At 71.7% G+C, this 26728-nt stretch carries 19 protein-coding genes and 1 pseudogene; 14 read left to right on the top strand and 6 right to left on the bottom strand.

Annotated features, from left to right (window positions below; all coding sequences use genetic code 11):
- Positions 1 to 9: 9 nt before the first annotated feature.
- Positions 10 to 756, bottom strand: a complete 747-nt coding sequence (locus SACE_RS31090; protein WP_011875051.1) for a site-2 protease family protein — start codon at positions 754 to 756, stop codon at positions 10 to 12.
- A 490-nt stretch (positions 757 to 1246) separates the two neighbouring features.
- On the opposite strand from SACE_RS31090, the gene SACE_RS31085 reads away from it, so the two are divergent.
- Together SACE_RS31085 and SACE_RS31080 are read left to right on the top strand one after the other, a co-directional pair.
- On the top strand, positions 1247 to 1534 hold the full coding sequence (locus SACE_RS31085) for a WhiB family transcriptional regulator (protein WP_011875050.1): 288 nt from the start codon (positions 1247 to 1249) through the stop codon (positions 1532 to 1534).
- An 80-nt stretch (positions 1535 to 1614) separates the two neighbouring features.
- Positions 1615 to 5031, top strand: a complete 3417-nt coding sequence (locus SACE_RS31080; RefSeq protein WP_415857620.1) for a glycosyltransferase — start codon at positions 1615 to 1617, stop codon at positions 5029 to 5031.
- Here SACE_RS31080 and SACE_RS31075 read toward each other — a convergent pair.
- On the bottom strand, positions 5015 to 5488 hold the full coding sequence (locus tag SACE_RS31075; RefSeq protein ID WP_170108602.1) for a metallopeptidase family protein: 474 nt from the start codon (positions 5486 to 5488) through the stop codon (positions 5015 to 5017). The genes SACE_RS31080 and SACE_RS31075 overlap by 17 nt on opposite strands.
- Before the next feature lie 103 nt (positions 5489 to 5591).
- Here SACE_RS31075 and SACE_RS31070 point away from each other — a divergent pair, with 103 nt between their 5' ends.
- From SACE_RS31070 to SACE_RS31040, 7 genes are all read left to right on the top strand, one after another.
- Positions 5592 to 5951, top strand: a complete 360-nt coding sequence (locus tag SACE_RS31070) for a DUF3499 domain-containing protein (RefSeq protein ID WP_193755466.1) — start codon at positions 5592 to 5594, stop codon at positions 5949 to 5951.
- Between the two features lie 158 nt (positions 5952 to 6109).
- On the top strand, positions 6110 to 7459 hold the full coding sequence (locus SACE_RS31065; protein ID WP_011875049.1) for a phosphomannomutase/phosphoglucomutase: 1350 nt from the start codon (positions 6110 to 6112) through the stop codon (positions 7457 to 7459).
- A 55-nt stretch (positions 7460 to 7514) separates the two neighbouring features.
- Positions 7515 to 7715, top strand: coding sequence for a Trm112 family protein (locus SACE_RS31060; protein WP_029621875.1), 201 nt, complete (start codon positions 7515 to 7517; stop codon positions 7713 to 7715).
- A gap of 6 nt (positions 7716 to 7721) precedes the next feature.
- On the top strand, positions 7722 to 8801 hold the full coding sequence (locus SACE_RS31055) for an SIS domain-containing protein (protein WP_009948735.1): 1080 nt from the start codon (positions 7722 to 7724) through the stop codon (positions 8799 to 8801).
- Positions 8802 to 8921: 120 nt separating this feature from the next.
- Positions 8922 to 10160, top strand: coding sequence for a mannose-6-phosphate isomerase, class I (gene manA / locus SACE_RS31050; protein WP_009948737.1), 1239 nt, complete (start codon positions 8922 to 8924; stop codon positions 10158 to 10160).
- 265 nt (positions 10161 to 10425) lie between these two features.
- Entirely contained in the window at positions 10426 to 11376 is a 951-nt protein-coding gene (locus SACE_RS31045; RefSeq protein ID WP_009948738.1) for a cation diffusion facilitator family transporter, read from the top strand.
- 138 nt (positions 11377 to 11514) lie between these two features.
- Entirely contained in the window at positions 11515 to 13047 is a 1533-nt protein-coding gene (locus SACE_RS31040) for an amino acid permease (protein WP_029621877.1), read from the top strand.
- Positions 13048 to 13763: 716 nt separating this feature from the next.
- Here SACE_RS31040 and istB read toward each other — a convergent pair.
- The 3 genes and pseudogenes from istB to SACE_RS31025 form a co-directional block, all read right to left on the bottom strand.
- Positions 13764 to 14510, bottom strand: a pseudogene (gene istB / locus SACE_RS31035) (IS21-like element helper ATPase IstB); the annotation flags it as partial.
- Between the two features lie 52 nt (positions 14511 to 14562).
- Positions 14563 to 15810, bottom strand: a complete 1248-nt coding sequence (gene istA / locus SACE_RS31030; RefSeq protein ID WP_044547673.1) for an IS21 family transposase — start codon at positions 15808 to 15810, stop codon at positions 14563 to 14565.
- A 311-nt stretch (positions 15811 to 16121) separates the two neighbouring features.
- Positions 16122 to 18971 (bottom strand): membrane protein, encoded by a 2850-nt coding sequence (locus SACE_RS31025; protein ID WP_009950948.1) that lies wholly within the window; start codon positions 18969 to 18971, stop codon positions 16122 to 16124.
- A 225-nt stretch (positions 18972 to 19196) separates the two neighbouring features.
- On the opposite strand from SACE_RS31025, the gene ahcY reads away from it, so the two are divergent.
- Positions 19197 to 20660 (top strand): adenosylhomocysteinase, encoded by a 1464-nt coding sequence (gene ahcY / locus SACE_RS31020; RefSeq protein WP_009950949.1) that lies wholly within the window; start codon positions 19197 to 19199, stop codon positions 20658 to 20660.
- Between the two features lie 42 nt (positions 20661 to 20702).
- Here ahcY and SACE_RS31015 read toward each other — a convergent pair whose 3' ends face one another.
- Positions 20703 to 21176 carry an OsmC family protein gene (locus SACE_RS31015; RefSeq protein WP_009950950.1) on the bottom strand — a complete coding sequence of 158 codons (474 nt, stop codon included), beginning with the start codon at positions 21174 to 21176 and terminating at the stop codon, positions 20703 to 20705.
- A gap of 188 nt (positions 21177 to 21364) precedes the next feature.
- Here SACE_RS31015 and SACE_RS31010 point away from each other — a divergent pair, with 188 nt between their 5' ends.
- The 4 genes from SACE_RS31010 to SACE_RS30995 all read left to right on the top strand — a co-directional run bounded on the left by SACE_RS31010 (position 21365) and on the right by SACE_RS30995 (position 26680).
- Positions 21365 to 22009, top strand: a complete 645-nt coding sequence (locus tag SACE_RS31010; RefSeq protein WP_009950951.1) for a dTMP kinase — start codon at positions 21365 to 21367, stop codon at positions 22007 to 22009.
- 330 nt (positions 22010 to 22339) lie between these two features.
- Positions 22340 to 23017: an MtrAB system response regulator MtrA gene (gene mtrA, locus SACE_RS31005; protein ID WP_044548066.1), complete on the top strand. Its 678-nt coding sequence runs from the start codon at positions 22340 to 22342 to the stop codon at positions 23015 to 23017.
- Between the two features lie 205 nt (positions 23018 to 23222).
- A complete protein-coding gene (gene mtrB, locus SACE_RS31000) occupies positions 23223 to 24965 on the top strand; it encodes an MtrAB system histidine kinase MtrB (protein ID WP_009950953.1) in 1743 nt (580 codons plus the stop codon).
- Entirely contained in the window at positions 24962 to 26680 is a 1719-nt protein-coding gene (locus SACE_RS30995) for an LpqB family beta-propeller domain-containing protein (RefSeq protein WP_231849855.1), read from the top strand. The genes mtrB and SACE_RS30995 overlap by 4 nt, the downstream gene beginning before the upstream one ends.
- The last annotated feature ends 48 nt before the right edge of the window (positions 26681 to 26728 follow it).

Below are 26728 nucleotides of genomic sequence, written 5' to 3'. Positions count from 1 at the left end.
GCGCGTGCCTCACATCCAGAAGCGGAAGGTGCTCATGCCCGTGGCCGTCAGCCCCGCGTCGCCACCCACGGCGTCGAACAGCAGGTACGAGACGTCGAAGAAGAGGCCGCCGAGCGGGGTGGCCAGGATCAACGCGAACAGCACCAGCGGCGCCCACGGCCGCGCCTTCTCGCCGAACTCCCGCGCCGGTCCCGACAGCCACGGCTCGATCGCGCCGTAGCCGTCCAGGCCCGGGATCGGCAGGATGTTCAGCACGAACGCGATCACCTGCAGGTAGGCCAGGTAGCTCAGGCCCGAGCCGAGCCCTTCGGGCATCGGCACCGAGACCACCACTGCGGTCAGCGCGATGCCCAGCACGAGGTTGGTCAGCGGACCGGCCAGCGAGACCATCGACTCCACGCGCCGCGTCCGCAGCGCGTGGTGGTTGATCCACACCGCGCCGCCGGGCAGCGGGATGCCGCCGATCGCGACGAACAGCAGCGGCAGCACGATGCTCAGGACCGGGTCGGTGTAGTGCCTGGGGTCCAGCGACAGGTAGCCCTTGGAGCGGACCGACAGGTCGCCGCCGCGGTAGGCGGTGAGCGCGTGGCCGAACTCGTGCAGGCACAACGATGTGGCCCACCCGCCGAGCACGATCAGCACGACTCCGGTGGTGATCGCGACCGTGTTGGGGAAGGTCGCCAGCACACCGCCCGCGACGGTGGCGGCGACGAGCGCGAGGAACAGCGGACTTACCCGGACTGCGGAGTTCATCACCGGACCAGTGTCCCCGTCCGACGACGCGCGCGTGGCGGCCCCGGGTGGTATGCATTGATCATGAAGCCAGATACCGCTGTACGGAGCACTCGATCATGCGCCGTAAGTGCTCATCCGATGACTCTGAGCGGATGCGCGCGAGGGATCCCCCTACGGATGGTCTCCACTTGACCGCATGGAGCTACACGGGTGTAATCACAGTGGTGTCATTCTCCGTTGACGTTCACCGAGCCAGCGGTCCGGAAGCCGCTCGTTGCGGGCAGTACCGCTGTTCCGGGTGGAGCTGAGCGTCATCGGCGGTGCCGGCAGCGCCGATTCCGCCGTGGCGGAGCGGGTCGCGGGTGCGGTGCGCGTCAGCGCCCGGCCGGAGGGGAGAACCGGCCGGGGAATCGCAAGTGGGAGTGCGTCCCGTTCAGGTCCTGGGGAGGACCGAATGGAATGGGAGAGACCCGGGGGAGGACCGATGTGGGAAACGACGGAGGGCCGTCTCATGGAGCGGGAAGACCCGCACCTGGCGGAACTCGACATCCTGAACGGGCTGTTCGATCTCGGGGAGGAAGAACAGGAATGGCAGGAGCGCGCCTTGTGCGCGCAGACCGATCCTGAGGCTTTCTTCCCGGAGAAAGGCGGTTCGACCAGGGAGGCCAAGCGGATCTGCGCCGGGTGCGAGGTCCGGTCGGAATGCCTGGAATACGCCCTCGAACACGACGAGAGATTCGGGATCTGGGGCGGTCTTTCCGAGCGCGAGCGCCGGAAGTTGAAGCGCCGCGCGGTCTAGCCCGCTTCGGCAGGGCAACTCTTCGCATCGTCGCTCGTTTACCGTCGTGCGGTAGCTGATCACGGCGGTGGGAGGAAGAGTTGGCCGCGAGCACGCCCCGTTTGGACACCGCACCGGTTCTCGCGGTGCTGGTGTGCCACGACGGAGCCGAATGGTCGGCTGACGTCCTGCGCGCGTTGCGCGAGCTCACCGTCGGTCCCAGGCACGTGCTCGCGGTGGACACCGGTTCGTCCACATCGGAGCAGCTCGCGCGGGCGGCGGCCGAGGGCGTCGTCGACGGAGTGCTCGAACTCCCCGCGGAAACGGGATTCGGCGCGGCGGTGTCAGCGGCCCTGGAGCACGCCACCGAACGCTGGGGCGATCCGGGCCGCTGGCTGTGGTTGCTGCACGACGACTCCGCGCCCGAACCCGACTGCCTGCGCGACCTGCTGCGGATGGCCGAACTCGACTCGACGGCGGCGATGCTCGGGCCGCTCGGCCTGGACTGGGACGATCCCCGGCTGGTGGTCGACGCCGGTCTGTCCACCGATGCGTCCGGCAACCGCCAGACCGGCATCGGACCGTCCGAACTGGACCCGTCGCTGGGTGGAGCCGGCTCCGCGCTGGCGGTGTCGGAAGTGCTCGCCGTCGGCACGGCGGGCGCGCTGGTCCGGCGCGACGTCTTCGAGCGGCTCGGCGGTTTCGACGACGACGCCACCGCCTTCGACGACGTCGACCTCGGGTGGCGCATCAACGCGGACGGCCACCTGGTCCTCTTCGTGCCCAGCGCCCGCATGCGGCACGCCCGCGCGACGAGCAGGGACCTTCGCAACCCGGACGCGTTCAGGGCGCGCGGGTTCCGGAGCCGGCGCGCGGCCGAGCGGGTGGACGGCGTCCGCACCTTCCTGGTCAACACGGCGGTGTGGGCATATGTCTTCGGCGTGCCCAGGCTGTTCGTTCTCGCGGTGGCTCGGGCGTTCGGGTTCGCGCTGCTCCGGCGCTGGCCGGAGACGGCGGCCGAGCTGTCGGTGCTGCGGCGGCTGCTCACCGGAGGGCTGGGGCTGCGGGCGGGCCGCCGGTCGCGGGCGGCGCTGATCCCGAAGCGCCACGGCGTGCGGGGATTGCTGACCAGCCGGTTGACCCGGCTCCGCAACGGCCTGCGCGCCGCGTTCGCCGGCCTGGTCCGCGACCGCGTGCGGCGCGACGTCGTGCTCGGGCGCAGACCTGAGTCGCTGCGCTCGGTGCCGGCCGCCGCCGCACTGGCGGGCACGCCGGGCGACGGACCGGCCACTTCGGACACCGCCGGTGACGCGCCCTCGAACGACCTGGCCGACTCCGACCGCACAACCGCGCCGGACGCTGCTCCCTCTGCCGGTCGCGACACCGCCCGGCCGGTCGGGCCCGACGCGCTGCCCGCCGGTGCGGTGGGCAAGCGTGTCGCGGGACTGCGCAGGCCCGCGGCACCGGTCGTCGTCCCGGTGGAGGTGGTGCCCGCGCCGGGACCGAGCCCGAGGCCGCGACCCTCCCCGGTGCCGAGGAACGGCGAGCCGTCGCACGACAACGGCCCCGCGCCGGACCAGGAACTCCTGCTCGTCCCGGTCGACCGCCGGCGCGTGCTGCGCGAGCTGCTGCTGACGCCCCCGGTCGTGCTCGCGGTGGCCTTGGTGGCCTTCGCGCTGGTCACCCACGGCCTGCTCGCCGAACACCCGCGTTTCGGGCCGGGGCTGCACGGCGGTCGCCTGCTGCCCGTCGGTGACCTCGCCCAGACGTGGGCCGACTACCTGGCCGCCTGGCATCCGGTCAACGGCGGTACGGCCTCGCCCGCGCCCGCGTCGCTGCTGGTGCTGGGAGTCCTGGGGGCGGTGTTCGGTGGACCGCCGACGGTGGTTTCCGTCCTGCTGCTGTTCGGCGTCCCGCTCGCCGGAGTCGCCGCTTACGTGGCGACCCGCGCCCTTCCGGTCTCCCGGACGTGGCGCGCGACCGCTGCGGGCGCCTACGCCCTGTTACCGGTCGCGGTGTCGTCGGCCGCGCAGGGGCGGGTCGACGTCGTGGTGGCGCACGTCCTCGTGCCGCCGCTGCTGGCGGGCCTGGCGTCGGTCGTCGGGCTGGCTCGGATGACGCCCGTCAAGCAAAACCGGAGCTGGCTGGGCACGGCGTGCCTGACCGCGCTCGGACTGGCCGTCGTCGGTGCGTTCGCGCCGCTCGTGCAGGTCGCGTTGCTCGCGCTGGCGCTGCTCGGCTTCGTGCTCGTGCCGGGGGAGGTACGCAAGGCGCCACGGCGGGTCGCGGGCCTGACGGCGGTCGTGCTGCTCTCGGTCGCGTGCCTGCTGCCGTGGCCGGTCGTCCTGCTCCGCCATCCGCAACTCCTGCTGCACGGGCTCGGCGCTCGGACCACCGAGGCCGCCGCCTCCGGCCCGTGGTTGCTCGCGCTGACGCCGTCACCGGTTGGCTGGGCCGGCGGGCTGCTCGTGCTGGCCGCGGCGGCGGCGCTGGGGCTGGGCCGCCGGCGGGCGATGCTGCCTGGCGTCGTGGTGGTGCTCACCGGCTGGGCGCTCGCCGCCGTGGTCGCGTTCGTGCAGGCCGCTCCCGTCGGAGGCGGCCCCGCGAGCACCGGATGGACCGGTGCACCGCTGGTGCTGGTCGCCGCGGGGGCTCTTTGGATGGTGCTCGCGCACCCGCCGGCGGTGCCGAAGGCGGTGCCCGCGGTCGCGCTCCTGGTGCTGGCGGTCGGCTCGGCGCTGGCCGGCATGGCTGGTCCGCTGACCGCCCAGCAGGGCCGCACCACGCCGGCCCTCGCGGCTGACCTCGACCGGCCAGGCGCGCTGCTGCTCGTCGAACGCGGGCCGCAGCCCCCGCGGCTGGTCGAGGGACGCTCGCCGCGCTTCGGCGACGACGACCTGGTTCCGGTACCCGGCGCGACCGAATGGCTGCACCGCGTCGACGACGAACTGCTGTCCCGCGACCCCGGCCGGGTGCGCGCTGCCCTGGCCTCGGCCGCCGCGCGCGGCACCGGATTCGTCGGGGTCCCGCAGGGCACGGGCGCGGAGCTGACCGGAGCGGCGGGCGACCTGGTGCTCCCGCACGGACGGCTGGCCGACGGCAGCGAGGTGTTCCGCATCCTGCTGCCGAACAGCCCCGTCGAGGTGCTCGGTCCCGACCTCGCCCGGCAGGCCAGGGCGGAGGCGGCGCCGTCACCGCAGGCCAGGCCCCTGACCGTGCCCGCACAGCCCCCGGACTTCGCGGTGAGGGTGTCCGAGGGCGGTGTCGGCAGGCTGCTCGTGGTCGGCGCGGAGAACGAACCGGGCTGGCAGGCGTGGATCAACGGCGCCCCGGCGCCCCTGGCTACCGCGTGGGGCCACCAGGTCGCGGTCCCGCTGCCCGAGCACCCCGGCGAGGTGCGCGTCGCCTACTCGGGCGCGGCCCGGACGGCGCTGCTGGTCGTGCAGGCGGCGGCGATCCTGTTCACGGTGGTCGGGGCGCTGCCGGAGCGGCGCCGCCGGGTCACTGCCCCTCGATGACGTCGGGATCCAGGCCGAGGTAGGTGGCGACCTGCTCGATCAGCACGTCGTGCAGCAGGTCGGCCATGTCGGTGCCGTCACGGGCCCTGGCCTCCAGCGGGCGCCGGTACAGCACGATGCGGGCGCGGGTGGGCAGCCCCCGCCGGTCGACCCCCGCCGGGACGAGCCGCGCGAGGGGGACGTTGGCGTCGACGACGACGTCGTCGTCCCACACCACCTTCTCGGCGGCGGTGGTGGTGACCTCCGGTACCTCGTCCACCGCCACGTCGAGCTGGGTCAGCTCGGCGTGCCAGCGCTGTTCGATCGGCTCGAGCGCCTCCAGCACCAGCGCGTCGAAGCGCTGGGAACGGCTCCTGGCCACCGGGACCGAGGACGGGTACAGCGGTCCGCGCAGGCCACGGCCTCGCCTGTCCCGCCGAAGCAGCGTTCGGCGCCGAGATCCACGTGCGGTCACCACGTGGTGAGGGTACGCCGTCGGTAACCGCCGTGGCGCCGGTCTCCTCGGCTCGTTTCCGCGTGCCTGCGGCGCGGGCCGGAAGCGGGACGCTATCGTGCGTGTCGTGCGGAGCGTGAGGCGTTGCTCGCGGACCGGGTGTACCAACCCGGCCGTTGCCACGCTCACTTATGCCTACGCGGACTCCACTGCGGTCGTCGGACCGCTGGCCACCTACGCCGAGCCGCACAGCTACGACCTGTGCGAGGAGCACGCCCTGCGCCTGACCGTCCCCAAGGGCTGGGAGGTCGTGCGCCACGAGGGTGAGTTCGCGCTCCCGGAACCCTCCGCCGACGACCTCACCGCGCTCGCCGAGGCCGTCCGCGAGGCCGGACGCCCCGACCGCCAGCCCGAGGCCCCCGACTTCTCGGTCGGCGGCGGGCGGCGCGGTCACCTGCGCGCGCTACCGGACCCGCGGGAAGAGTAAGGCCCGCTACGCCACCTCGCGGTACCCGGCGCGCGAACAGCACGAATACACGTGATGAACAGCTCGCCGGGGGGCCGTGCAACGCCACGACGAGCGCGATCGCCGGTAGGCTTCGCACCGCACGAGGTGGATGTCGACGGCATTGGGGAGTGTGCAGCGTGCGGGACTTGTCGGGGATCGTCAAGGCGTACGACATCCGCGGGGTGGTGGGCGAGCAGCTCGACGCGGACGCGGTCCGCGACATCGGCGCCGCCTTCACCCGGCTGGTGGGCGGGCCCGCCGTGGTGGTGGGCCACGACATGCGCGAGTCGTCCCCGGGCCTGGCCGAAGCGTTCGCCGAGGGGGTCACCGGCCAGGGCATCGACGTGGTCGAGATCGGCCTGGCCAGCACCGACATGCTCTACTTCGCCTCCGGCAAGCTCGAGCTGCCCGGCGCGATGTTCACCGCCAGCCACAACCCGGCCGAGTACAACGGGATCAAGCTCTGCCGGTCCGGCGCGGCCCCGGTCGGCCAGGACAGCGGTCTGTCGGAGATCCAGGAGCTGGTGGCCCACGGGGTGCCGGAGTTCCTCGGCGCCAAGGGCTCGGTCACCAGCCGCGACATGGTCGCCGAGTACTCGCTGTTCCTGCGCGAGCTGGTCGACCTGCGCGGCATCCGCCCGCTCAAGGTCGTCGTCGACGCCGGCAACGGCATGGGCGGGCACACCGTGCCCACCGTCTTCGAGGGGCTGCCGGTCGAGGTGGTCCCGATGTACTTCGAGCTCGACGGCACCTTCCCCAACCACGAGGCCAACCCGCTGGACCCGGCCAACCTCGTCGACCTGCAGGCGAAGGTGCGCGAGGTCGGCGCGGACGCGGGACTGGCCTTCGACGGCGACGCCGACCGCTGCTTCGTCGTCGACGAGCGCGCCGAGCCGGTCGCGCCGAGCGCGATCACCGCGCTGGTCGCGGTCCGCGAGCTGGCCAAGGAGCCGGGCGGCACGATCATCCACAACCTGATCACCTCCAAGGCGGTGCCCGAGATCGTCGCCGAGCACGGCGGCGAGCCGATGCGCACCCGCGTCGGCCACTCGTTCATCAAGCAGACGATGGCCGAGACCGGCGCCATCTTCGGCGGCGAGCACTCGGCCCACTACTACTTCCGCGACTTCTGGCGGGCCGACTCCGGCATGCTCGCCGCGCTGCACGTGCTCGCCGCGCTCGGCGGCCAGCAGCGGCCGCTGTCGGAGCTGATGGCCGAGTACACCCGCTACGCCGCGTCCGGCGAGATCAACTCGACCGTGGACGACCAGCAGGAGCGGATGCGGCGCGTCGCCGAGGTGTTCGGTGACCGGAATGGCGCTCGTGCCGACGAGCTGGACGGGCTTACCGTGGAACTCGCGGACGGGTCGTGGTTCAACCTGCGCCCGTCCAACACCGAACCGCTGCTCCGGCTCAACGTCGAGGCCAGGGACACTGACGCCATGGCCGCGCTCCGCGATGAGGTGCTCGCGGTCGTGCGAGGTTGAGATCGATGCGACGGGCCGGTGGAGCGCGCACTCCCCGGCGGGCTTGGGAGGAAACGTGGCCGTTGACTTGGAACCGCAGTTGCTGGAGATCCTGGCCTGCCCGTGCCCGGCGCACGCGCCGCTGCGGCAGAGCGACGACGGTCTGCTGACCTGCACTTCCTGCGGGCGCGGGTTCCCGGTCCGCGATGGCATCCCGGTGCTGCTGCTGGAGGAGGCCGTCGGCGGTCCCGCTCCAGGCGATCCCGGAGAGGGGTGACGCCTCGTGCTCGACGACAGCCTCTTCGACGACCCGGCCCGGCTCGCCGACGTCGACACCGGGGGGTTGCTGCGTTCGGCCGCGATGGCCGGCGCGCAGGTGCGCTCGGCGGCCGAGGTGGCCGCCGAGACCGGACTCGACGACCTCTCCGACGGCAGACCGCGAGCGGTTGTGCTGCTGGCCCGTCCGGGTGTCTCGCCCGGGGTGTGCCGGCTGCTCGCCGCACTGGCGGGGCAGTCGTGCCCGGTTCCGGTCGTGGTGGCCGAAACCGCGCCGACCTGGGTGGGTGCGCTCGACGTCGTGTTCGCAGCCACCGACGACGCGGGGGACCCGGTGCTGGCCGAGTCGGTGTCGGTGGCCGGGCGCCGCGGCGCGACCGTGGTCCTGGCCGTCCCGGCGGAGGGCCCGGTGGCGGCTGCCGCGGCCGGCCGCGCGAAGGTCATCGCGCCGAAGGTGCCGGTGCCCCCGGCGCTGAGCTTCGCGCACGCCTTCACCGCGGGCCTGAGCCTGTTCGGCGCCCTCGGCCTGCTGCACGCCGACACCGAAGCACTCGCCGACGAGCTGGATCGCGAGGCCTCCCGGGCACACCCGTCGCACGAACTGCTGACGAACCCGGCGAAGTCGCTGGCGATGCGGCTGGCCGACCGCGCGCCGCTGCTGTGGGGGCTCGACCAGGTTTCCACCGCGGTCGCCGAGCACGGCGCCTACGCGCTGGGCTGCCACGCCGGCACGGCCTGCGACGTGTCGAGCTACCAGCAGGCGGTCGCCCGCCAGGCCCTGCACCGCGCCGCGCAGGGCCTCGGTTCGGAGGCGGACCTGTTCGCCGATCCGGAGGACAACCCCGGCGGTCTGATGCGCGTGTTCCTGGTCAGCGCTCGGTTCGACGCCGAGAGCGAGGCCACCGAGCGGGCCGCGGTTCGCGACCTGCCGGCAGCCGACCTGGTCACCCCGGGTGAGTCGGTGCGCGACGACGCCGTGCTGCGGTCGGCGCTGCTGGCCGCCCGGTTCGACCTCGCCGCCGTGTACCTGGGGCTGGCGGCCGGCACGCTCGACGGTCCCGGCTGGCAAGCCCTGGCGATGCACTGAGGGCAAAGCTCAGGGACAGCCCTGATGCCCCGCTCCCCGGCGGAGGGTGTGCTGTGTCCGGCGCGGCGCCGGTGCCGGTGGACGAACGAGCAGGCGTGAGACGAGGAAGCGAGAACGACTGTGGAGTTACTGCGGAACGCGGTGCGCCCCTACGCCTGGGGTTCGCGCACCGCGATCGCGGACCTGCTCGGCCGTCCGGTCCCGACGCCGCACCCCGAGGCAGAGCTGTGGATGGGCGCGCACCCGGGTGACCCCTCGATGCTGGTCCGCCACGACGGCACGGAGGAGTCGCTGCTGGCGCTGCTGGACGCCGATCCGGCGCACCACCTCGGCGCGGGCTGCAACGACCGCTGGGGCGGCAGGCTGCCGTTCCTGTTCAAGGTGCTGGCGGCCGACGAGCCGCTGAGCCTGCAGGCGCACCCGTCTGTGGAACAGGCGGCCGAGGGCTTCGCGCGGGAGGAGGCGGCGGGCATCCCGCGCAACGCCGCCAACCGCAACTACCCGGACCCCACCGCCAAACCCGAGCTGATCTGCGCGCTGACCGAGTTCCACGCGCTGGCGGGGTTCCGCGAGGCCTGCCGCACCGTGCGGCTGCTCGACGCGCTCGACGTGCCGAGCCTGCGCGCGCACCGCGGTCTGCTGGCGGCCCAGCCCGACGCCGACGGCCTGCGGGCGCTGTTCACCACGTGGATCACCCTGCCCGAGCACTACCTGCGCGACGTGACGCCCGAACTGCTCGACGCTTGCGTCGAGCACGTGCGCGAGCGCGGCGAGTTCGCGCTGGAGTGCCGCACGGTGCTGGAGCTGGGCGAGGCGTACCCGAACGACGCCGGTGTACTGGCCAGCCTGCTGCTCAACCGGCTGGTGCTGCAACCGGGCGAGGCGATCTTCCTGCCCGCCGGCAACCTGCACGCCTACCTGCACGGCACCGGTGTGGAGATCCTGGCCAACTCCGACAACATCCTGCGCTGCGGGCTCACCCCCAAGCACGTGGACGTGCCGGAGCTCCTGCGCGTGCTGGACTTCGCCTGCGGTGACATGCGGATCCTCAAGGGCGAGTCGCTGGACGCGAACCTGACCGTCTACAAGACCCCGGCCGAGGAGTTCGAGCTGTCCCGGGTGGACTGGACGCTCGCCGACTCCGGTGGGGTCCTGCTCGACTCGGCGGGGCCGCAGATAGTGCTGTGCACCAAGGGGCGCGTCCACCTGTCCACGGTGGACGGAAGTCGTTCGGTCGAGCTGGAGCGCGGTGAGTCGGTGTGGCTGGCGGCCTCCGACGAGGCGGCCGTCGCCCGTCCCGCGACGCTCGACGCCGACGGCGCGGCCCAGGTCTTCCGCGCCGCTGCCGGTGTTGTCTGACCCGTAGGGTTCCGCCCGGGGGTCCCGCTGTCGGGACGGCGGGGTTCGGCGTCTCGTTTCGCCAACGGCCGTCTTCCCACCCCCGGTTCAGTTGTTCCGAATGGCCGAGCCGATTGCCGCCACACGTCCGGTGCCGCCTTCCAGCCTGTCGCTTTGGGATGGTCCGCACGAAACGGGTACTTTCCGGCCGATGCGGCGATAGATTGCTCGCGAAACCGGCCGGTGAGGAGCTCACCGGCAACGCACCGGAATTGGGAGTGACAGCGTGTCAGCAGGCGGCGGTACCAAGGCAATCATCGCGGCGCTGGTCGCGAACGCGGGCATCGCGCTGGCGAAGTTCGGCGGGTTCCTGGTCACCGGGTCCTCATCGATGCTCGCGGAGTCGGTGCACTCGGTGGCCGACACCTCCAACCAGGGCCTGCTGCTGCTCGGCAAGAAGACCTCGCAGCGCAAGCCCACCGAGGAACACCCGTTCGGCTACGGGCGCGACCGCTACTTCTACTCGTTCGTCGTCGCGCTGATGCTGTTCAGCCTGGGCTCGGTGTTCGCCCTCTACGAGGGTTACCACAAGATCGAGCACCCCGAGCCGCTGAGCACGCCGTGGGTCGCGGTCGTGATCCTGGTGATCGCCATCGCGCTGGAGACCTTCAGCTTCTACACCGCGATCAAGGAGTCCAGGGCGATCAAGGGCGATCTGAGCTGGTGGCAGTTCATCCGCCAGGCCAAGACCCCGGAGCTGCCGGTGGTGCTGCTGGAGGACGCGGGTGCGCTCTTCGGCCTGATCCTCGCGCTGGGCGGCGTGGGCCTGTCGGTGCTCACCGGCAACCCGGTCTGGGACGGCATCGGCACCGCCTGCATCGGCGTCCTGCTGGGCGTCATCGCGATCGTCCTGATCATCGAGACCAAGAGCCTGCTCATCGGTGAGGGTGCCGACAGGGCGGTCCTCGGCGACATCGTGTCCGAACTGACGCGCGAGCGCGTCGAGAAGGTCATCCACATCCGGACCCAGTACATCGGCCCCGACGAGCTGCTGATCGCCGCGAAGATCGGCCTCGCCCCCTCGCTGACGGTCGCCGAGGTGGCCGCCGAGATCGACGCCGCCGAGGCCCGGGTCCGCGCGAAGGTCCCGGCGGCGCGGCTCATGTACCTCGAACCCGATCTTGAGCGTGCCACTGAGGACACCCCCGCCGAAGGCGCCGCCGCGCACCACGAGTAGTGCCTGAATGGCAATGCTGTGAACATGAGTCACAAGGCGTTAACGAATTCCGCTCGGGGCTCCAGCCGGACCGTTCCCATTGGAACACTGCGGCGCTAGGGTGCGACCCACCATTTGGGAAGATTGAGGGAGGCGGCAGTGCCAGGTACTGGGCTGTGGCGAACCAAATCGGTCGAGCAATCGATCTTGGATACCGATGAGCCGGACACCAAGCTCCGAAAGAACCTGGGAGCCTGGGATCTGATCGTCTTCGGCGTGTCGGTCGTCATAGGCGCCGGCATCTTCACGCTCGCCGCGCGCACGGCGGGTGACACGTCCGGGCCCGCGGTCTCGCTGGCGTTCATCATCGCCGCCGTCGCATGCGGGCTGGCCGCGCTCTGCTACGCCGAGTTCGCCTCCACGGTGCCGGTGGCGGGCAGTGCCTACACGTACTCCTACGCCACCTTCGGCGAGTTCATCGCCTGGATCATCGGCTGGGACCTCGTGCTGGAGTTCGCGGTCGCCGCGGCCGCCGTCGGCAAGGGCTGGTCGACCTACCTGCAGGAAGTGCTGAGCCTGATCGGGCTGGACGTCCCCACGGTGTTCCCGCTGGGGCCGTTGCAGTTCGACTGGGGCGCGGTGCTGCTGGCGGTCGTGCTGACCACCCTGCTCGCCATGGGTACCAAGCTGTCGGCGCGGGTCAGCCTGGTGATCACTGCGATCAAGGTCGCGGTGGTACTGCTGGTCATCGTGGTCGGTGCCGCGTTCATCAAGGTCTCGAACTACACCCCGTTCATCCCGCCGGCGCAGACCGCGTCGGAGGGCGGCCCGGCGCTGGAGCAGTCGCTGCTGTCGCTCATCCTCGGCGGCGAGACCAGCAACTTCGGCGTCTTCGGCCTGCTGGCCGGTGCGTCGCTGGTGTTCTTCGCGTTCATCGGCTTCGACGTCGTGGCGACCACCGCCGAGGAGACCCGCAACCCGCAGCGGGACGCGCCGCGGGGCATCTTCGGCTCGCTTGCGATCGTCACCGTGCTGTACGTGGCGGTCGCGTTCGTGGTGACCGGCATGGCGAAGTACACCGACCTGTCGACCAAGCCCGACGGCAGCCGCTCGACGCTGGCCACCGCGTTCTCGCTGAACGGCGTGGACTGGGCCGCGGCGATCATCTCCGTCGGTGCGTTGGCCGGTCTGACCACCGTGGTGATGGTCATGCTGCTGGGCCAGATCCGGATCCTGTTCGCGATGTCCCGCGACGGCCTCATGCCGCGCGCCCTGTCCAAGACCGACCCCAAGAAGGGCACCCCGGTCCGCGCGACCGTGCTGGTCGGCGCCGTCGTCGTGGTGGCCTCCGGCTTCTTCCCGGCTGACAAGCTGGAGGAGATGGTCAACGTCGGCACGCTGTTCGCGTTCGTACTGGTCTCGGCCGGTGTGATCGTGCTGCGCAAGAGCCGGCCCGACCTGCCGCGCGGCTTCAAGGCGCCGATGGTGCCGCTGGTGCCGATCCTGGCGATCATCGCCTGCGTCTGGCTGATGCTGAACCTCACCGCCCTGACCTGGGTCCGGTTCGTGGTCTGGATGGCCGCCGGTGTGGTCATCTACTTCGTCTACGGACGCAGCCACTCCAGGCTCGGCAAGGGCGAACTGGCCGAGGTGCCCGCGGGCGGTACCGGAGGCAAGGGCCCGAACGCCTAGCGCCGTCGGTCGCCGGAGCTTCACCGCTCCGGTGTCCCGCTCGGTTTGAAAGCGGCGCCATCCTTCGGGATGGCGCCGCTTTCGCGTTCGGGGGACGTGCGATGTTCGCTGTTGTCGAACAGGTGTTCACTCCCTTGAGTGATGATTACCGCTGGTCAGCTCGGAATCATGAATTCATGCGACCTCGCCAGCAGCACAGGACCCCCGCTCGCCCTGCCCGCACCCGCACTGCCCGCACCCGCACTGCCCGCACCCGCACTGCCCGCACCCGCACTGCCCGCACCGGCACCTCGACGCCGTACGCCGCTGTCCCAGTACGGCCCACCGTCCCGGTGTGGCAGAGGACGCACACGGCGACGTCAGGTCCGCGGGCGCACACCGCACTGCCCGCCGAGACGAGCCTCAGCCCGCCCTGCGATGGCCTGCCCGGCCCGCCCTGCAGCGCTGCACCCGCCCGGCCCCCGTCCGCCCTCTGGGCTGGCCGCCCTGGTCGCCACCAGCCCTCGCCGCCACGGCGAGGCGTCGTCGGCGGCATGCGCACCTGGCTCGCCACTGCGAGACCAAGCAGGCGTCCACACCTGCCCGGGCAGCAGTGGTCCGCCCGAGCCTGGCACTACGGGCACCGGTCCGGGAGCTTGGCGCCCCTTGTGTCAACGGCGGCCGAATGTGGACCCGGCTGCGGCGGCTGAAAATGGACCCACCCTGGTTGTTGATGTTTAGTCGTTGGTGTTGGTGGCCGCGGGCACGCGGCCGAGGTCTTGGCGGTCTTTGAGGCGGTAGCTGTCTCCTTTCAGTGAGATGACTTCGGCGTGGTGCACGAGGCGGTCGATCATGGCGGCGGCGACGACGTCGTCGCCGAAGACCTCGCCCCAGCGGCCGAAGGGTTTGTTGCTGGTGACGATCAGGCTGGCTCTCTCGTAGCGGGCGGAGACCAGCTGGAAGAACAGGTTCGCGGCTTCGGCTTCGAACGGGATGTAGCCGACCTCGTCGATGATCAGTAGCGGGATCCGGCCGAGTTTGACCAGTTCCTGCTGGAGTCGTCCGGCGTGGCTGGCCTCGGCGAGCCGGGCTACCCACCCGGCGGCGGTGGCAAACGAGACGCGGTGTCCGGCCTGGCAGGCCCGGATCCCGAGTCCGATCGACAGGTGGGTCTTGCCGGTGCCGGGAGGCCCGAGGAAGACCACGTTTTCCTTGCCCGCGATGAAGTCCAGTGTTCCGAGATGTGTGATCGTGTCGCGTTTGAGGGAGCGTTGGTGATCGAAATCGAACTCCTCCAGCGACTTCCTGCTCGGGAACCGGGCGGTGCGGATGCGGCCCTCGCCGCCGTGGGACTCGCGGGCGGCGACCTCGCGTTGCAGGCAGGCGGCCAGGAACTCCTCGTGGGACCAGTCCTCGGCCCGGGCCCGTTCGGCCAGCCGCTCGACCGCCCCGGCCAGCGACGGTGCCTTCAACGCCCGGGCGAGTAGGCGATCTCGGCAGCCACGTTGCGACTACTGGTGGTGGGTTTGCCGGGCATCACGCCACCCCCTGGTCATCGGTGGTGTCGGTGTCGAGGCCGAGTGCGCGGTCGTAGTCGGCGAGCTCGCGGTGCTCGACGGGTGTGTCGACCGGGCGCAGGCTGGCCCGGCGGGCTTGCTGGCGCAGCCTGGCTGCGGCGGTGGCGTGGTCGGGGTCGGTGATGCTCTGGTGCGCCGCCCAACACCGCTGATGCCGGGCGACCAGGCCGCCACCTTGGCAGGACACTTCCACGTGCTCTAGATCGCCGGTGATCTCGACGCGGTGACCGATCGCCGACGGGTGCACCGAGTAGTCGTTGGCGCCCAACCGCACGTAGTGATCACGCGGCAGCCGGATACTCGCGCGCCATCCGGTCACTGGGGCCACCGGCGGCAAGGCCAGCATGGCTTGCCGGTCGTGCTCCCACCGGTCGGCCGGCCGACACCCGAGGATGCGGTGGTGACGTTGGTTGGCCCGAACCAGCCAGTCGGCCAGCTGGGTGTTGAAATCAGCCGGTGAGGTGAACCGGCGGCCGGGCAGAAACGAGGTCTCCAGATAGCCGTTGGCCCGTTCCACCAGCCCTTTGGCCTCCGGGTCACCGAGGCGGCATTGGATCACCGCGATCCCGAGCGTCCCGCGAAAAGCGTTCATCGCCTCGGTCAGCACCGGCCGACCGGCCTTGCGGAACCCGACCGCGGACTCGTTGTCCCACACCAGCGTCTTGGGCACCCGCCCCCACCCCGACAACAGCGCCCAGTGCCCGGCCAGCAGATCCGGGCCCTGCCGCGACGGGATCAACCTCGCGGCGATCACCCGCGAATAGCCCGACACCATCACCAGCACCGGCGGCCGCCCCACCTGCCCGAACCCCAGCGGGATATCGACCGGCGGGAACCACAGGTCGCATTGGGCCAGCTCACCGGGCTGATACACCGTCCGCGACACCGGATCCGGCGGCAGGAACAACGGGCGCAACTCCCGCACCCGGTCCTTGAGCACCGTCAGGCCCCGCTGCCAGCCGATCCTCTCGGCGATCACCGGCACCGGCATCGTCGGCCACTCCGCCAGCAACGCCCGGATCTGCGGCTCCACCGCATCCACGACCGAGCCCTTCGACGGCCGCTGATACCGCGGCGGCCCCTCCGAAGCCAACGCCCGCCGCACCGTGTTCCGCCCGACACCCAGCTTCCGGACGATCGCCCGAATCGGCATGCCCTCACACCGATGCAACCGACGGATCTCTGCCCAGTCCTCCACGCTGATCACTCCCTACTTGTCAGGGAGTGGGTCCGATTTCGCCCGCCCACACCGGGTCAGGATTCACCCGTCCGCGACACCTTGCCGGCCGCTGCGAGCACTTGACGGCGTCCGTAGCGCCGCTGGGCACGCCAGGCCGCCCACTACCGCCCGAGCCGTCTACGACCTGCCCAGCACCGCGTTCCGGGCTGGCCGTGGGTATCGGACGACGTTCCGGACCCGACATGGGCATCGGGCAGCGTGCACGTCACCCGCATGCGCAGCGCCGCTCCGAGGCGAACCTCAGCGCCCTCGGAAGGGGCCTCCGCTCTCGAGAAGCCTCACCGCTCCGCGGAGGAGGAGCGCAACGCCAGGCCCCGCTCCCAGGGCGCCGTGCGCCCGCGTGGCTCGGTGATCTCGGGCAGCACGCTTTGCTCGGTGCGGGAGGTGTCGTCGGCATGCTCGGCCGCGTCCGACGGCTTGCCGTTGGCGGTGGACTCGCTCTGCGACGTCTCCGTGCCGCCGCTCGACGCACCTTCGGCTCCCGTCCCGGTACCCGAGCCGGCTCCGGTCGCTGTCCCGGTCTTGGCCCTCGACTTCGAGTCGTCGGCAGCCTCAGCGTCGTTCCAGACCCTGGTTCGCTCGTCGACTCCGGCTCCATTGCCCGCCCGCGACTCCGCGTCGGCCTCCGCCTCGACGTCCGTACCTGCCGCGGCGGTGGAGGCCGCGCGCTCGCCGCGCCCCGTGATCACGAGCGGTCCGGTGAGCGACCCGCCGTCGCCTCCCTGGGTGTGGAACACCTGCGTCTCGGCGACCTCCGACCCGGACGCCTTCGAACCGCCCGGCGTCGACGTGGTCGTCGGTGTGATCAGCGGCAGTGCCGCGGCGCGTGTCGGGGCCTCCAGGCCGGCGGCCATGGCCACGGCGCGGTCCCACTCCGGGTCGCCGCTGTAGTCGGTGTGCCCGAGCACGCCGGGCACCCACCGGCGGAAGGAGAACGGACCGCGCTGCGGGTCCGGCAGCCAGTGGTCGCCGCCGAGGACGAGTGCACCGGTCGGGCCCCGCGTGGCCGCGGGCAGCGGCCCGGCGGTGCCGTCGGTCCGGAAGCCGACACCGATCAGCATGCCGTCGAACACCTGGCGGTTCCAGGTGCTCACGGCACCGCCGATCGAGTCGGTGCCCCTGCACAGCGAACGCCACCGCCCGCCGAGCGAACCGGCGAGGTCCCGCAGCGAGTCGTGCGGCACCACACCGGGGAACGCCCGGGGGTAGGCCCACTGCAGCTGCGAACCGGCGGTCACCAGGCCGACGCGCTCGCGATCCTCCTCGGGCAGCGACTCCATGAGCCGCGCCGTGGCGACCGCCGCGAGCAGGCTGCCCTGGCTGTGCCCGACCAGCACCACCCTGGTGTTCGGATCGGCGAGGTGCTCGGTGGCGCGCGCGGCGAGCTCGGGGATGACCTTCAGCGCGTAGCACGGCGGAACGACCGGGTGCGCCTCGCGCGGCCAGAAGAGCGTGAGGTCGCACAGGATCCCGAGGTAGCGGGCGGTCTTCCGCTCGGTGGCGGCCAGGAAGACCATGCGCAGCAGCCCGATCGCGAGCGCGGCCAGCGTCGCCACACCGAGCGCGATCAGCCAGTTCGACCAGGCGGTCCGCGGAAGCCCGAAGTACCGCAACAGCATCGTGAGCGCGGTGCAGGCGGTGAGCACACCGGCGATGACGAGGAGGGTCCGGTGGACGTTGCGACGTTGCAGGTCTGCCAGCCGCCACGCGGTCGCCGCGGACTTCTGGTCCTGCTGGCGTCCGGCGTGCAGCAGCGCGACCTCGTCGGGCACCGGCCCCTCCGTCTGGGCTGCCCGCCAGTTCCGGACCAGCACGTACGGCACGAGCACGACGCCGGCCGCGATCAGCAGCGCGGCCGCGGTGCCCCAGAAGATCGCCAGGTCGTCGTAGGCCGCGGGCAGCAGCAGGCTGGAGTCACCGAGCGCCTGCCTGATGCTGAGCGCGAGTCCGGCGCCGAAGCCGCTGCCCAGCAAGCAGGCGATCATCAGCATCGGCGCGGCCATCCAGCCGCCCGCCCAGGGGCGCAGCTGCGCCGGGACCTGCTTCCACCCGGATCGGGCCAGCAACGCGGCCGGCACGAGCAGCACCGCGAACGCGACGCAGGCCGTCACCATCAGCGCGGTGATCGCGTCGATGGTGCCGCCCGAGCCGGGCAGCGCGCCGCTCAGCGAGCCGGGGAAGACCACGGCGCTGAGCAGCACGAGCCCGGAGACCGACATCAGCGTGCGTCGCGGACCGCGGTGCAGGCGGGCGCGCAACGCCTGGCCGCGCCGGTGCGAGTTGGAGCCGGTGGGGTCGTCCATGACCAGCACGCCGCCCACGGAGAACACGATCAGCGCGGCGGAGAGCAGCCAGCGCGGGTCCAGCGCCCAGCCGGACGGGCCGCCGAGTGCCAAGAAGGCCACAATGGACAGTGCGCCGGTGACGTGCAGCGCACGCAACGCGGCGGTGTCGGGGTCGGAGACCACGTTCGAGCCGGGCAGGATCGGGGCGGTCGCGGAGTGGTGCGGGCCTTCCGACCTGCCTGCCGAGACCTGCCAGGACACCGACGAGAGCCGTTGCATCAGCAGCACCACGAGCGCGACGGGCAGCAGACCCACCGCCGCGCGCAGCACGTCGAGCTCCCGGACGGTGTCGGGCACGAAGCCCAGGCAGCCGGAGTCCGGTCGCAGGCACTGGGCCGCGAGCAGGTCCAGGCCCACCACAGCCAGCTGCGCCACCATGAGCATCGTCAGCAGCAGCGCCGAAAGCCGCAGCAGGGCGCGCAGCACGCCGGAGAGCCCGCGGCTCAGCACGTTGCCGCGGCGCGGCGAGGGCAGCATCCAGTGCGCCACGTTGGCCAGGGCGAACGGGAACAGCAGCGCCCACGTCGCCTTGCCCCAGCCGCCGGAGGTCATGCCGCCCCACACGTAGCCCTCGACGACCCGGGGCACCGTGCGTTCCCCCGCCGAGAGCATCGGCCCGGGAACCGGGCGGCGGAGCCGGTCGGCCGGCCGGACTATGCGCCCGACGCCGTCGCCCGCGACGTCCACCGACGCCACCGAGTCGGTCAGCGCGTCGCCGGTCGTGCCGAGGATCCCGTGGACCCGCAGCTCGACGACGCGGGTGTCGGGACCGGGAACCCGCACTGCACCTCCCGGCTCGGTTGCCTGTCGATCACGTGCTGGTCGATTCTCCATCGCAGATCCCACTCCTGGCGACCCCTTCGCGCCTCGCATTGTGGTCGCCCGAACGTCCCGGTGTCCCGGAATCGGCCGAGCCGGCGGCGCCCGATCGTTTCGACGAGCGACCGCGCCGACACCCTCGGTAGGCTCGTTATACCGCCAGCACCCCCGGTGAGGAGCACTCGGACGATGAACGACGAACGTCTTCAGGTCCGCAACGGTATCGAGTTCGCGATCGCCGATCCGGGCGCGGCCACCGCCGGTCGGCACCAGATCCGCCTCGCCGAGCACGAGATGCCGGGTCTGATGGCGTTGCGCCGGGAGTACGCCGAGGTCTTCCCGCTGCGCGGGGCTCGCGTCTCCGGGTCGCTGCACATGACCGTGCAGACCGCCGTGCTGATCGAGACCCTGGTCGCGCTCGGGGCCGAGGTGCGCTGGGCGTCCTGCAACATCTTCTCCACCGACGACTCGGCCGCGGCGGCCGTCGTCGTCGGCCCGCACGGCACACCGGACGAACCCAGGGGCGTTCCGGTGTTCGCCTGGAAGGGCGAGACGCTGGAGGAGTACTGGTGGTGCACCGAGCGGATGCTCACCTGGCCCGGCGAGGCCGGACCCAACATGATCCTCGACGACGGCGGTGACGCGACTCTGCTGGTGCACAAGGGAGTCCAGTACGAGCGCGCCGGCGTGGTGCCGAACCCGGCCGATGACGACCCGGACGAGTTCAAGGTGATCCTGCAGACGCTGCGGGCGTCGCTGGCCGCTGACACCACCAAGTGGACGCGGGCCGCCGAGCGGATCCGCGGCGTCACCGAGGAGACGACGACCGGGGTCAACCGGCTCTACCAGCTCGCGGCGCAGGGCGAGCTGCTGTTCCCCGCCATCAACGTCAACGACTCGGTCACCAAGTCGAAGTTCGACAACAAGTACGGCATCCGCCACTCGCTGATCGACGGGATCAACCGCGCCACCGACGTCCTGGTGGGCGGCAAGGTCGCGGTGGTCTGCGGGTACGGCGACGTCGGCAAGGGCTCCGCGGAGTCGCTGCGCGGGCAGCGCGCGCGGGTGATCATCACCGAGGTCGACCCGATCAACGCGCTGCAGGCGCTGCTCGACGGCTACGAGGTCGCCCGGCTCGACAGCGTCATCGGGCAGGCCGACATCGTGATCACCGCGACCGGCAACAAGGACATCGTCACCGTCGACCACATGCGCCGGATGAAGCACCAGGCCGTCCTGGGCAACGTCGGCCACTTCGACAACGAGATCGACATGGCCGGCCTGGAGCGGGCCGACGGGGTGCGCCGCATCAACATCAAGCCGCAGGTGGACGAGTGGGCATTCCGCGACGGCAGGTCCATCATCGTGCTGTCCGAGGGCAGGTTGCTGAACCTGGGCAATGCCACCGGGCACCCGAGCTTCGTGATGTCCAACTCGTTCTCGAACCAGACCATCGCGCAGATCGAGCTGTTCACCAAGTACCGGGAGTACGACCGGGAGGTCTACCGGCTGCCGAAGGCCCTGGACGAGAAGATCGCCCGCATCCACGTCGAAGCGCTCGGCGGGGAGCTGACCCGGCTCACCAAGGACCAGGCGGAGTACATCGGCGTGGACGTCGAAGGCCCGTACAAACCGGACCACTACCGGTACTGAACGCACCGGCGCGCTCGGCCGGACGCGCCGACTCGAGTGGCGTCAGCTCCCGACGCTGATCTGCGGCTCGTGGCGGACGGGGAAGTTCACCGAGTTCGCGATGAAGCACTTCGCGTGCGCCTGTTGGTGCAGCTCGGCGGCCTTGGACAGCATCGACTCGTCGGAGACGGTCACCTGCGGGCGCAGCACCACCTCGGTGAAGTGCCCGCCGCTCTCGCGGTCCTCGACCATCGTCCCGCTCGCCTCGTCGCGGTAGCCCGTGACGACCACACCGGCGGCGCTGCACAGCGCGAGGTACCAGAGCAGGTGGCATTCCGACAGCGAGGCGACCAGCAGGTCCTCCGGGTTGTGGCGGGCGGGGTCGCCGCGGAACGCGGGGTCGGCCGAACCCGCCAGCCGCGGCTTGCCCGCGATCTCCACGTCGTGGTCGCGGCTGTAACCGCGGTAGGAGGCGGTGCCGTGACCGGTGTTGCCGGTCCAGGTCACGGTCGCGGCATAGGAGTGGGTTTTCGCCATACACGTTGTATACAGCAATTCCTCCGATGGCAGAAGGGAATTTCGACCCGTGCCCGACCTGGGATGGCATCGCCGTCCGAGGAGCCTGCCTGAACACCGGTCCGGCCCGTGCCCGGTAACCATCCCAGGTAAGTGACGGGGCCCAGGTAAGTGTCGGGCGGTCGAGCACCTCGGCTACCGTTTCCGGCGTGGGTCGGCTGATCGTGATCGAAGGACTGGACGGCGCGGGCAAGCGCACTCTCGCCGACGGGCTCACGGCGGAGCTTTCCCGTCGCGGGCGGTCGGTGGCCCGTGTCGCGTTCCCGCGCTACGACGCCGACGTCCACGCCGAGCTGGTGGCAGAGGCGCTCCGCGGCGGCCACGGCGACCTCGGCGACTCGGTCCACGGCATGGCCGTCCTCTACGCGCTGGACCGCCGCGGCGCGGCGGACGCGCTGCGCGTCGACCTCGAAACGCACGACGTCGTGCTGCTCGACCGCTACGTCGCCTCCAACGCCGCCTACGGCGCGGCGCGGCTCCACCAGGACGCCCAGGGCGACTTCGTCGCCTGGACCGAGGAGCTGGAGATCAAGCGCTTCGCGCTTCCACGGCCGGACCTGCAGCTGCTGCTCCAGGTGCCCACGGAGGTCGCGGCCGGCCGCGCCGCTCACCGGGAGCGCACCGAGGCCGAGCGCCAGCGCGACAACTTCGAGTCCGACGCCTCGCTCCAGGAACGTTGCGGTGAGGTCTACGCGCAACTCGCCGAGCGGAACTGGTGGTCGCCCTGGCGGGTCGTCAGCGGCGTGGGACAGGTCGATTTCGCCGAGCTGGCCGACGTCGTCATGGCCGCGTGATCACCGACGCGCTGTCGCCGACCTGGCGAGCAGAGGCACTGACGCGGTAACCCCCGGCTCGCTGACGCCGCTGTCCCGTACCGCGACCCCGCCCCGGAATCCATTTCACGCCGTCCCGCGCTGTCCCGCCGGACCGCCACCACAGCCATCGCGACCGCCAACCAGCCCTCCTGGCCCCCGACTCGTCGCCCCGCAAACAGACCCGCACCGTTGATCAATGCTCCTTTCGGCGGTACCGGACGCCGTGAGGCCGTGTCCGAGGCGGCGACCTGCGGGGACGTTTAGCGGGCGGTGCACGGCTGGGTAGTGAGAAGTGCAACCATGTGGGGCATGAAGGCACGCGTGCTCGTGGTGGACGACGATCCGGCCCTGGCCGAAATGCTGACCATCGTGCTCCGAGGCGAGGGTTTCGAGACCGCCGTCGTCAGTGACGGCACCAAGGCCATGCCTGCCCTGCGGGAACTCAAACCCGACCTGGTGCTGCTCGACCTGATGCTGCCGGGCATGAACGGCATCGACGTCTGCAAGGCCATCCGCACCGAGTCCGTCGTGCCGATCGTGATGCTGACCGCCAAGAGCGACACCGTCGACGTCGTGCTGGGCCTCGAGTCCGGCGCCGACGACTACGTCGTCAAGCCGTTCAAGCCGAAGGAGCTCGTCGCCCGGCTGCGCGCCCGCCTGCGCCGCACCGACGCCGAGCCCGCCGAGGTGCTCTCGATCGGCGACCTGACCATCGACGTCCCCGGGCACGAGGTGACCCGCGACGGCCAGCCGATCGCGCTCACGCCGCTGGAGTTCGACCTGCTGGTTGCCCTGGCCCGCAAGCCGCGCCAGGTGTTCACCCGCGAGGTCCTGCTCGAGCAGGTCTGGGGCTACCGCCACGCGGCCGACACCCGGCTGGTCAACGTCCACGTCCAGCGCCTGCGCTCCAAGGTGGAGCGCGACCCGGAGCGGCCCGAGGTGGTGCTCACGGTTCGCGGCGTCGGCTACAAGGCCGGCCCGCCGTGATCGGCGTCGCTCCGCGGCGCGCGGTGCCGCACGTCGTCGGCGTGCCTCCGCTCGGTGGAGCACAGGGCTTCGGCGCGGTGCCCGGGGAACGGTCCCCGGGTATCCGCGCGTTCTGCATCTCCGGGCCGCTGCGTCGCCGCACATCCGAGCCTGGTCGTCACCGCCCGGTCGCGGTCCCCGACGAGTGCTCGCAGGGACGGTCGGCGTGAGTGCTTGGGCGCTTCGCAGCCGAACGGCGCGGCGGCTGGCCGCTCGCGCCCGCCACGAGTTCCGCCAGCGCTGGCACGGCTTCGAGCGGATGTGGCGCCGCTCGATGCAGCTGCGGGTGGTGGTCAGCACCCTCGCGCTGTCGTCGGCGGTGGTGTTCGCGCTGGGCATGCTGCTGCAGACGCAGATCGCCTACCAGATCGTGGAGGCCAAGAAGTCCGCGGCGATCGCGCAGCTCGAGTACAGCCTGCCGATCCTCGAACGCGAGCTGACCGCCGTCGACCCGAATTCCGAGCGCGTGTCGGAGCAGCTGGAGGCGGCGCTCAACCGGCTGACCACCACGGTCTCCGGGCAGTCGACGAACGAGACCGTCAAGAGCGCGTTCGACCCGGTCCTCATCGACGGCCACGCGCCGACCGGCGACTACCAGCCGTCGGCGGGCCCGGTGCGGGACGTGCCGATGCAGCTGCGGCGGTTCGTCGAGCGCGGACAGCTCACCACCATGATCACCACGGTGCCGCGCCGCTACGAGCGGGTCACGATGCTCGCGGTGGGCACCCCGGTCGGCAGCTCGACCCGGCCGTTGCAGGTCTACCTGCTGTTCCCGCTGACCGCCGAGCAGCAGACCCTCGCGCTGGTGCAGAGCACGCTGTTCCTCGGCGGCTCGGTGCTGCTCGTGCTGCTGGGCGCCATCACGAACCTGGTCACCCGCCAGGTCGTGCGACCGGTCCGCCAGGCCGCGCAGATCGCCGAGCGGCTGGCCAACGGCGACCTCGACAAACGCATGCGGGTCATCGGCGAGGACGACGTCTCCAGGCTCGCCGAGTCGTTCAACGAGATGGCCGACAGCCTCAAGCAGCAGATCAAGCAGCTGGAGGAGTTCGGCCAGCTCCAGCGGCGCTTCACCTCCGACGTCTCGCACGAGCTGCGGACCCCGCTGACCACGGTGCGCATGGCCGCCGACGTCCTGCACGCCTCGCGGGAGCAGTTCCCGCCGGGACTCTCCCGCTCGACCGAGCTGCTGGTCGACGAGCTCGACCGCTTCGAGTCGCTGCTGGCCGACCTGCTGGAGATCTCGCGGCTGGACGCGGGTGTGGCCGAGCTGGCCGCCGAACCGCTGGACATCCCCGAGATCGTGCGCCGCACCGTCGAGTCGCTGCGTCCGATCGCGGTCAGCAGCGGCGTCGAGCTGCGGCTGGACCTGCCGTCCGAGGAGGTCACCATCGTCGCCGACGCCCGCCGGGTGGAGCGGATCGTGCGCAACCTGGTGGCCAACGCGATCGACCACGCCGAGGGCGGGCCGGTCGAGGTGCGCTTCGCCAGCAACGAGCGCGCGGTCGCGGTGATCGTGCGCGACTACGGGGTCGGGCTGCGGCCGGGCGAGGCGGAGCTGGTGTTCACCCGGTTCTGGCGGGCCGACCCGTCGCGCGACCGCAAGACAGGCGGGACCGGGCTGGGCCTGTCGATCAGCTCCGAGGACGCGCGCCTGCACGGCGGGTCGCTGGAGGCCTGGGGCGAGCCGGGTGAGGGCTCGTCGTTCCGGCTGACCCTGCCGCGAGCCCCGGGCGAGGAGATCGACTCGAGCCCGCTTTCGATGCCCGACAGCAGGCGCATCGCCGCGCCGGGCGCGCTGCTGGCCGGCGCCCCCGACCTGCCGCCGGACGGTGACGGCGAAGGCGAACCGGAGCCGAGGGACCAGGGCCCGGCGCGGTTGTCGGAGGTCTGGGAGGAGTCGAAGTGACCAGGCGAGTGCTGGCCCTGTTCGTGCTCGTCGTGCTGGCCGCGCCGGCCTGCGCGTCGATCCCGGAGAGTTCCGACCCCGAGGCGGTCAAGCGGGTCGACGAGGCCAACACGACGATGCCGGTGACCCCGCCGCCCGACGGCATCGACTCCCTCGAGCTCGTCCGCCACTTCGTCGACGCCGGCGCCGCGCCGGAGAACGACCACGCCACCGCGCGCATGCACCTCTCGCCCGCGGCAGGGCGGGTGTGGGTGCCGCCGCCCGGGATGCTGATCGTCGACCACGTCGACACGATCCCGGCGCCCTCCCCGGTTCCCCTGCCAGACGGGGTGCAGCTGGTGAGCCTGCAGGCGGAGCGGATCGGCAGGCTGCTCGCCGACCAGTCCTTCGTGCCGGAGTCCGGGGAGTACAACGCCCAGGTGCGGGTCGAGCGCCAGGCCAACGGCCAGTGGCGGATCACCAACCCGCCCGTGGAGCTGGTCGTCAGCAAGCCGGCGTTCGAGGTCAACTACCGGCAGGTGCCGGTGTACTTCTTCGACCACGACTGGAGCGGGGTGGTGCCGGACATGCGCTACGTCGTCTCGCAGCCGGCCAGCACGCTGCCGCGCCGGGTGGTCGACCTGCTGATGACGGGGCCGTCGGAGGGGCTGCGCACGTCGCTCAACAACGCGATCCCGCCCCAGGTGCAACCCAAGACCAACGTCAGCGAGACCGCCGACGGGGCGTTGGAGGTCAACCTCAGCAGCGTCGGCGACCTGCCGCACGAGGCGCGGCGCCTGATCGCCGCCCAGATCGTGCTCTCGCTGCAGAGCGTCAGCAACGCGCGCGTCCGGTTGCAGGAGGAGGGGTCCTCCCTGCTGCGCGACGGCAAGGACCTGCGCACGACGGACTTCGTCTCCTACGAGGCCGACAACGCCGGCCGGCCGGACCTGCCGGGGCTGGCGGTGGCCAGCGAGCGCCTGCACGTCCTGGACCAGCGGGCGCAGCCGGTGCCGGGACCCGCCGGGTCCGGCGAGTACGAGGTGGTCCGGGCCGCGCAGTCGGCCGACGGGGCGCAGCTCGCGGCGGTGGCGCGCAACCCGGCCGGAGGCGTCACCCTGCGCGTCGGCCCCTACGGCGGTCAGCTGCCGGAGGTGCAGCTCTCCGGTACGGACATGACGCGGCCGTCGTGGCGGGGACGGTCGGAGCTGTGGACCGTGGTCAACCGGCGCGACATCGTCCGCCTGCTCGACGACGGCGGGCGCTGGGTGCCCACGCTGATCGACGCCCGGGAGTTCGCCGCGGGCAAGGAGATCACCGACCTGCGGCTCTCCCGCGACGGCACCCGGGTCGCGGGGGTGGTCGGCGGCCAGATCATCGTGGCGGGCATCGCCGACGAGGACGGCCACCTGGTGCTGCGGCGTCCGACGGTGCTGCCGAGCAGGTCCCCCGACCTGCGCGTCACCGGTGTCGAGTGGCTCAGCAACCGGTCGCTGGTGGCGATCACCGACAGCAGCGCGGAACCGGTCCTGGAGTTCTCCTCCGACGGCTTCCAACGGACCCCCTACGCCTCGGCCAACCTCGTGCAGCCGCCGACAGCGGTGGCCGTCAGCCCGGGCGGGAAGGTCGTGGTCGCCGACCGCAGCGGCCTGTGGGAGGCCGACGACTCGACCGACCTGTGGACGCTGATGCAGAACCCGATCGGCGGCAACTCCCTCCCGTTCTTCCCCGGCTGACGCCCGAGCCTCCGCCACGTCGCACCTGCGGCGGAACGCGCCAGGTGC

Source organism: Saccharopolyspora erythraea NRRL 2338, assembly GCF_000062885.1.
Taxonomy (GTDB): Bacteria; Actinomycetota; Actinomycetes; order Mycobacteriales; family Pseudonocardiaceae; genus Saccharopolyspora_D; species Saccharopolyspora_D erythraea.
This window is presented reverse-complemented; position numbering and strand designations above follow the sequence as displayed.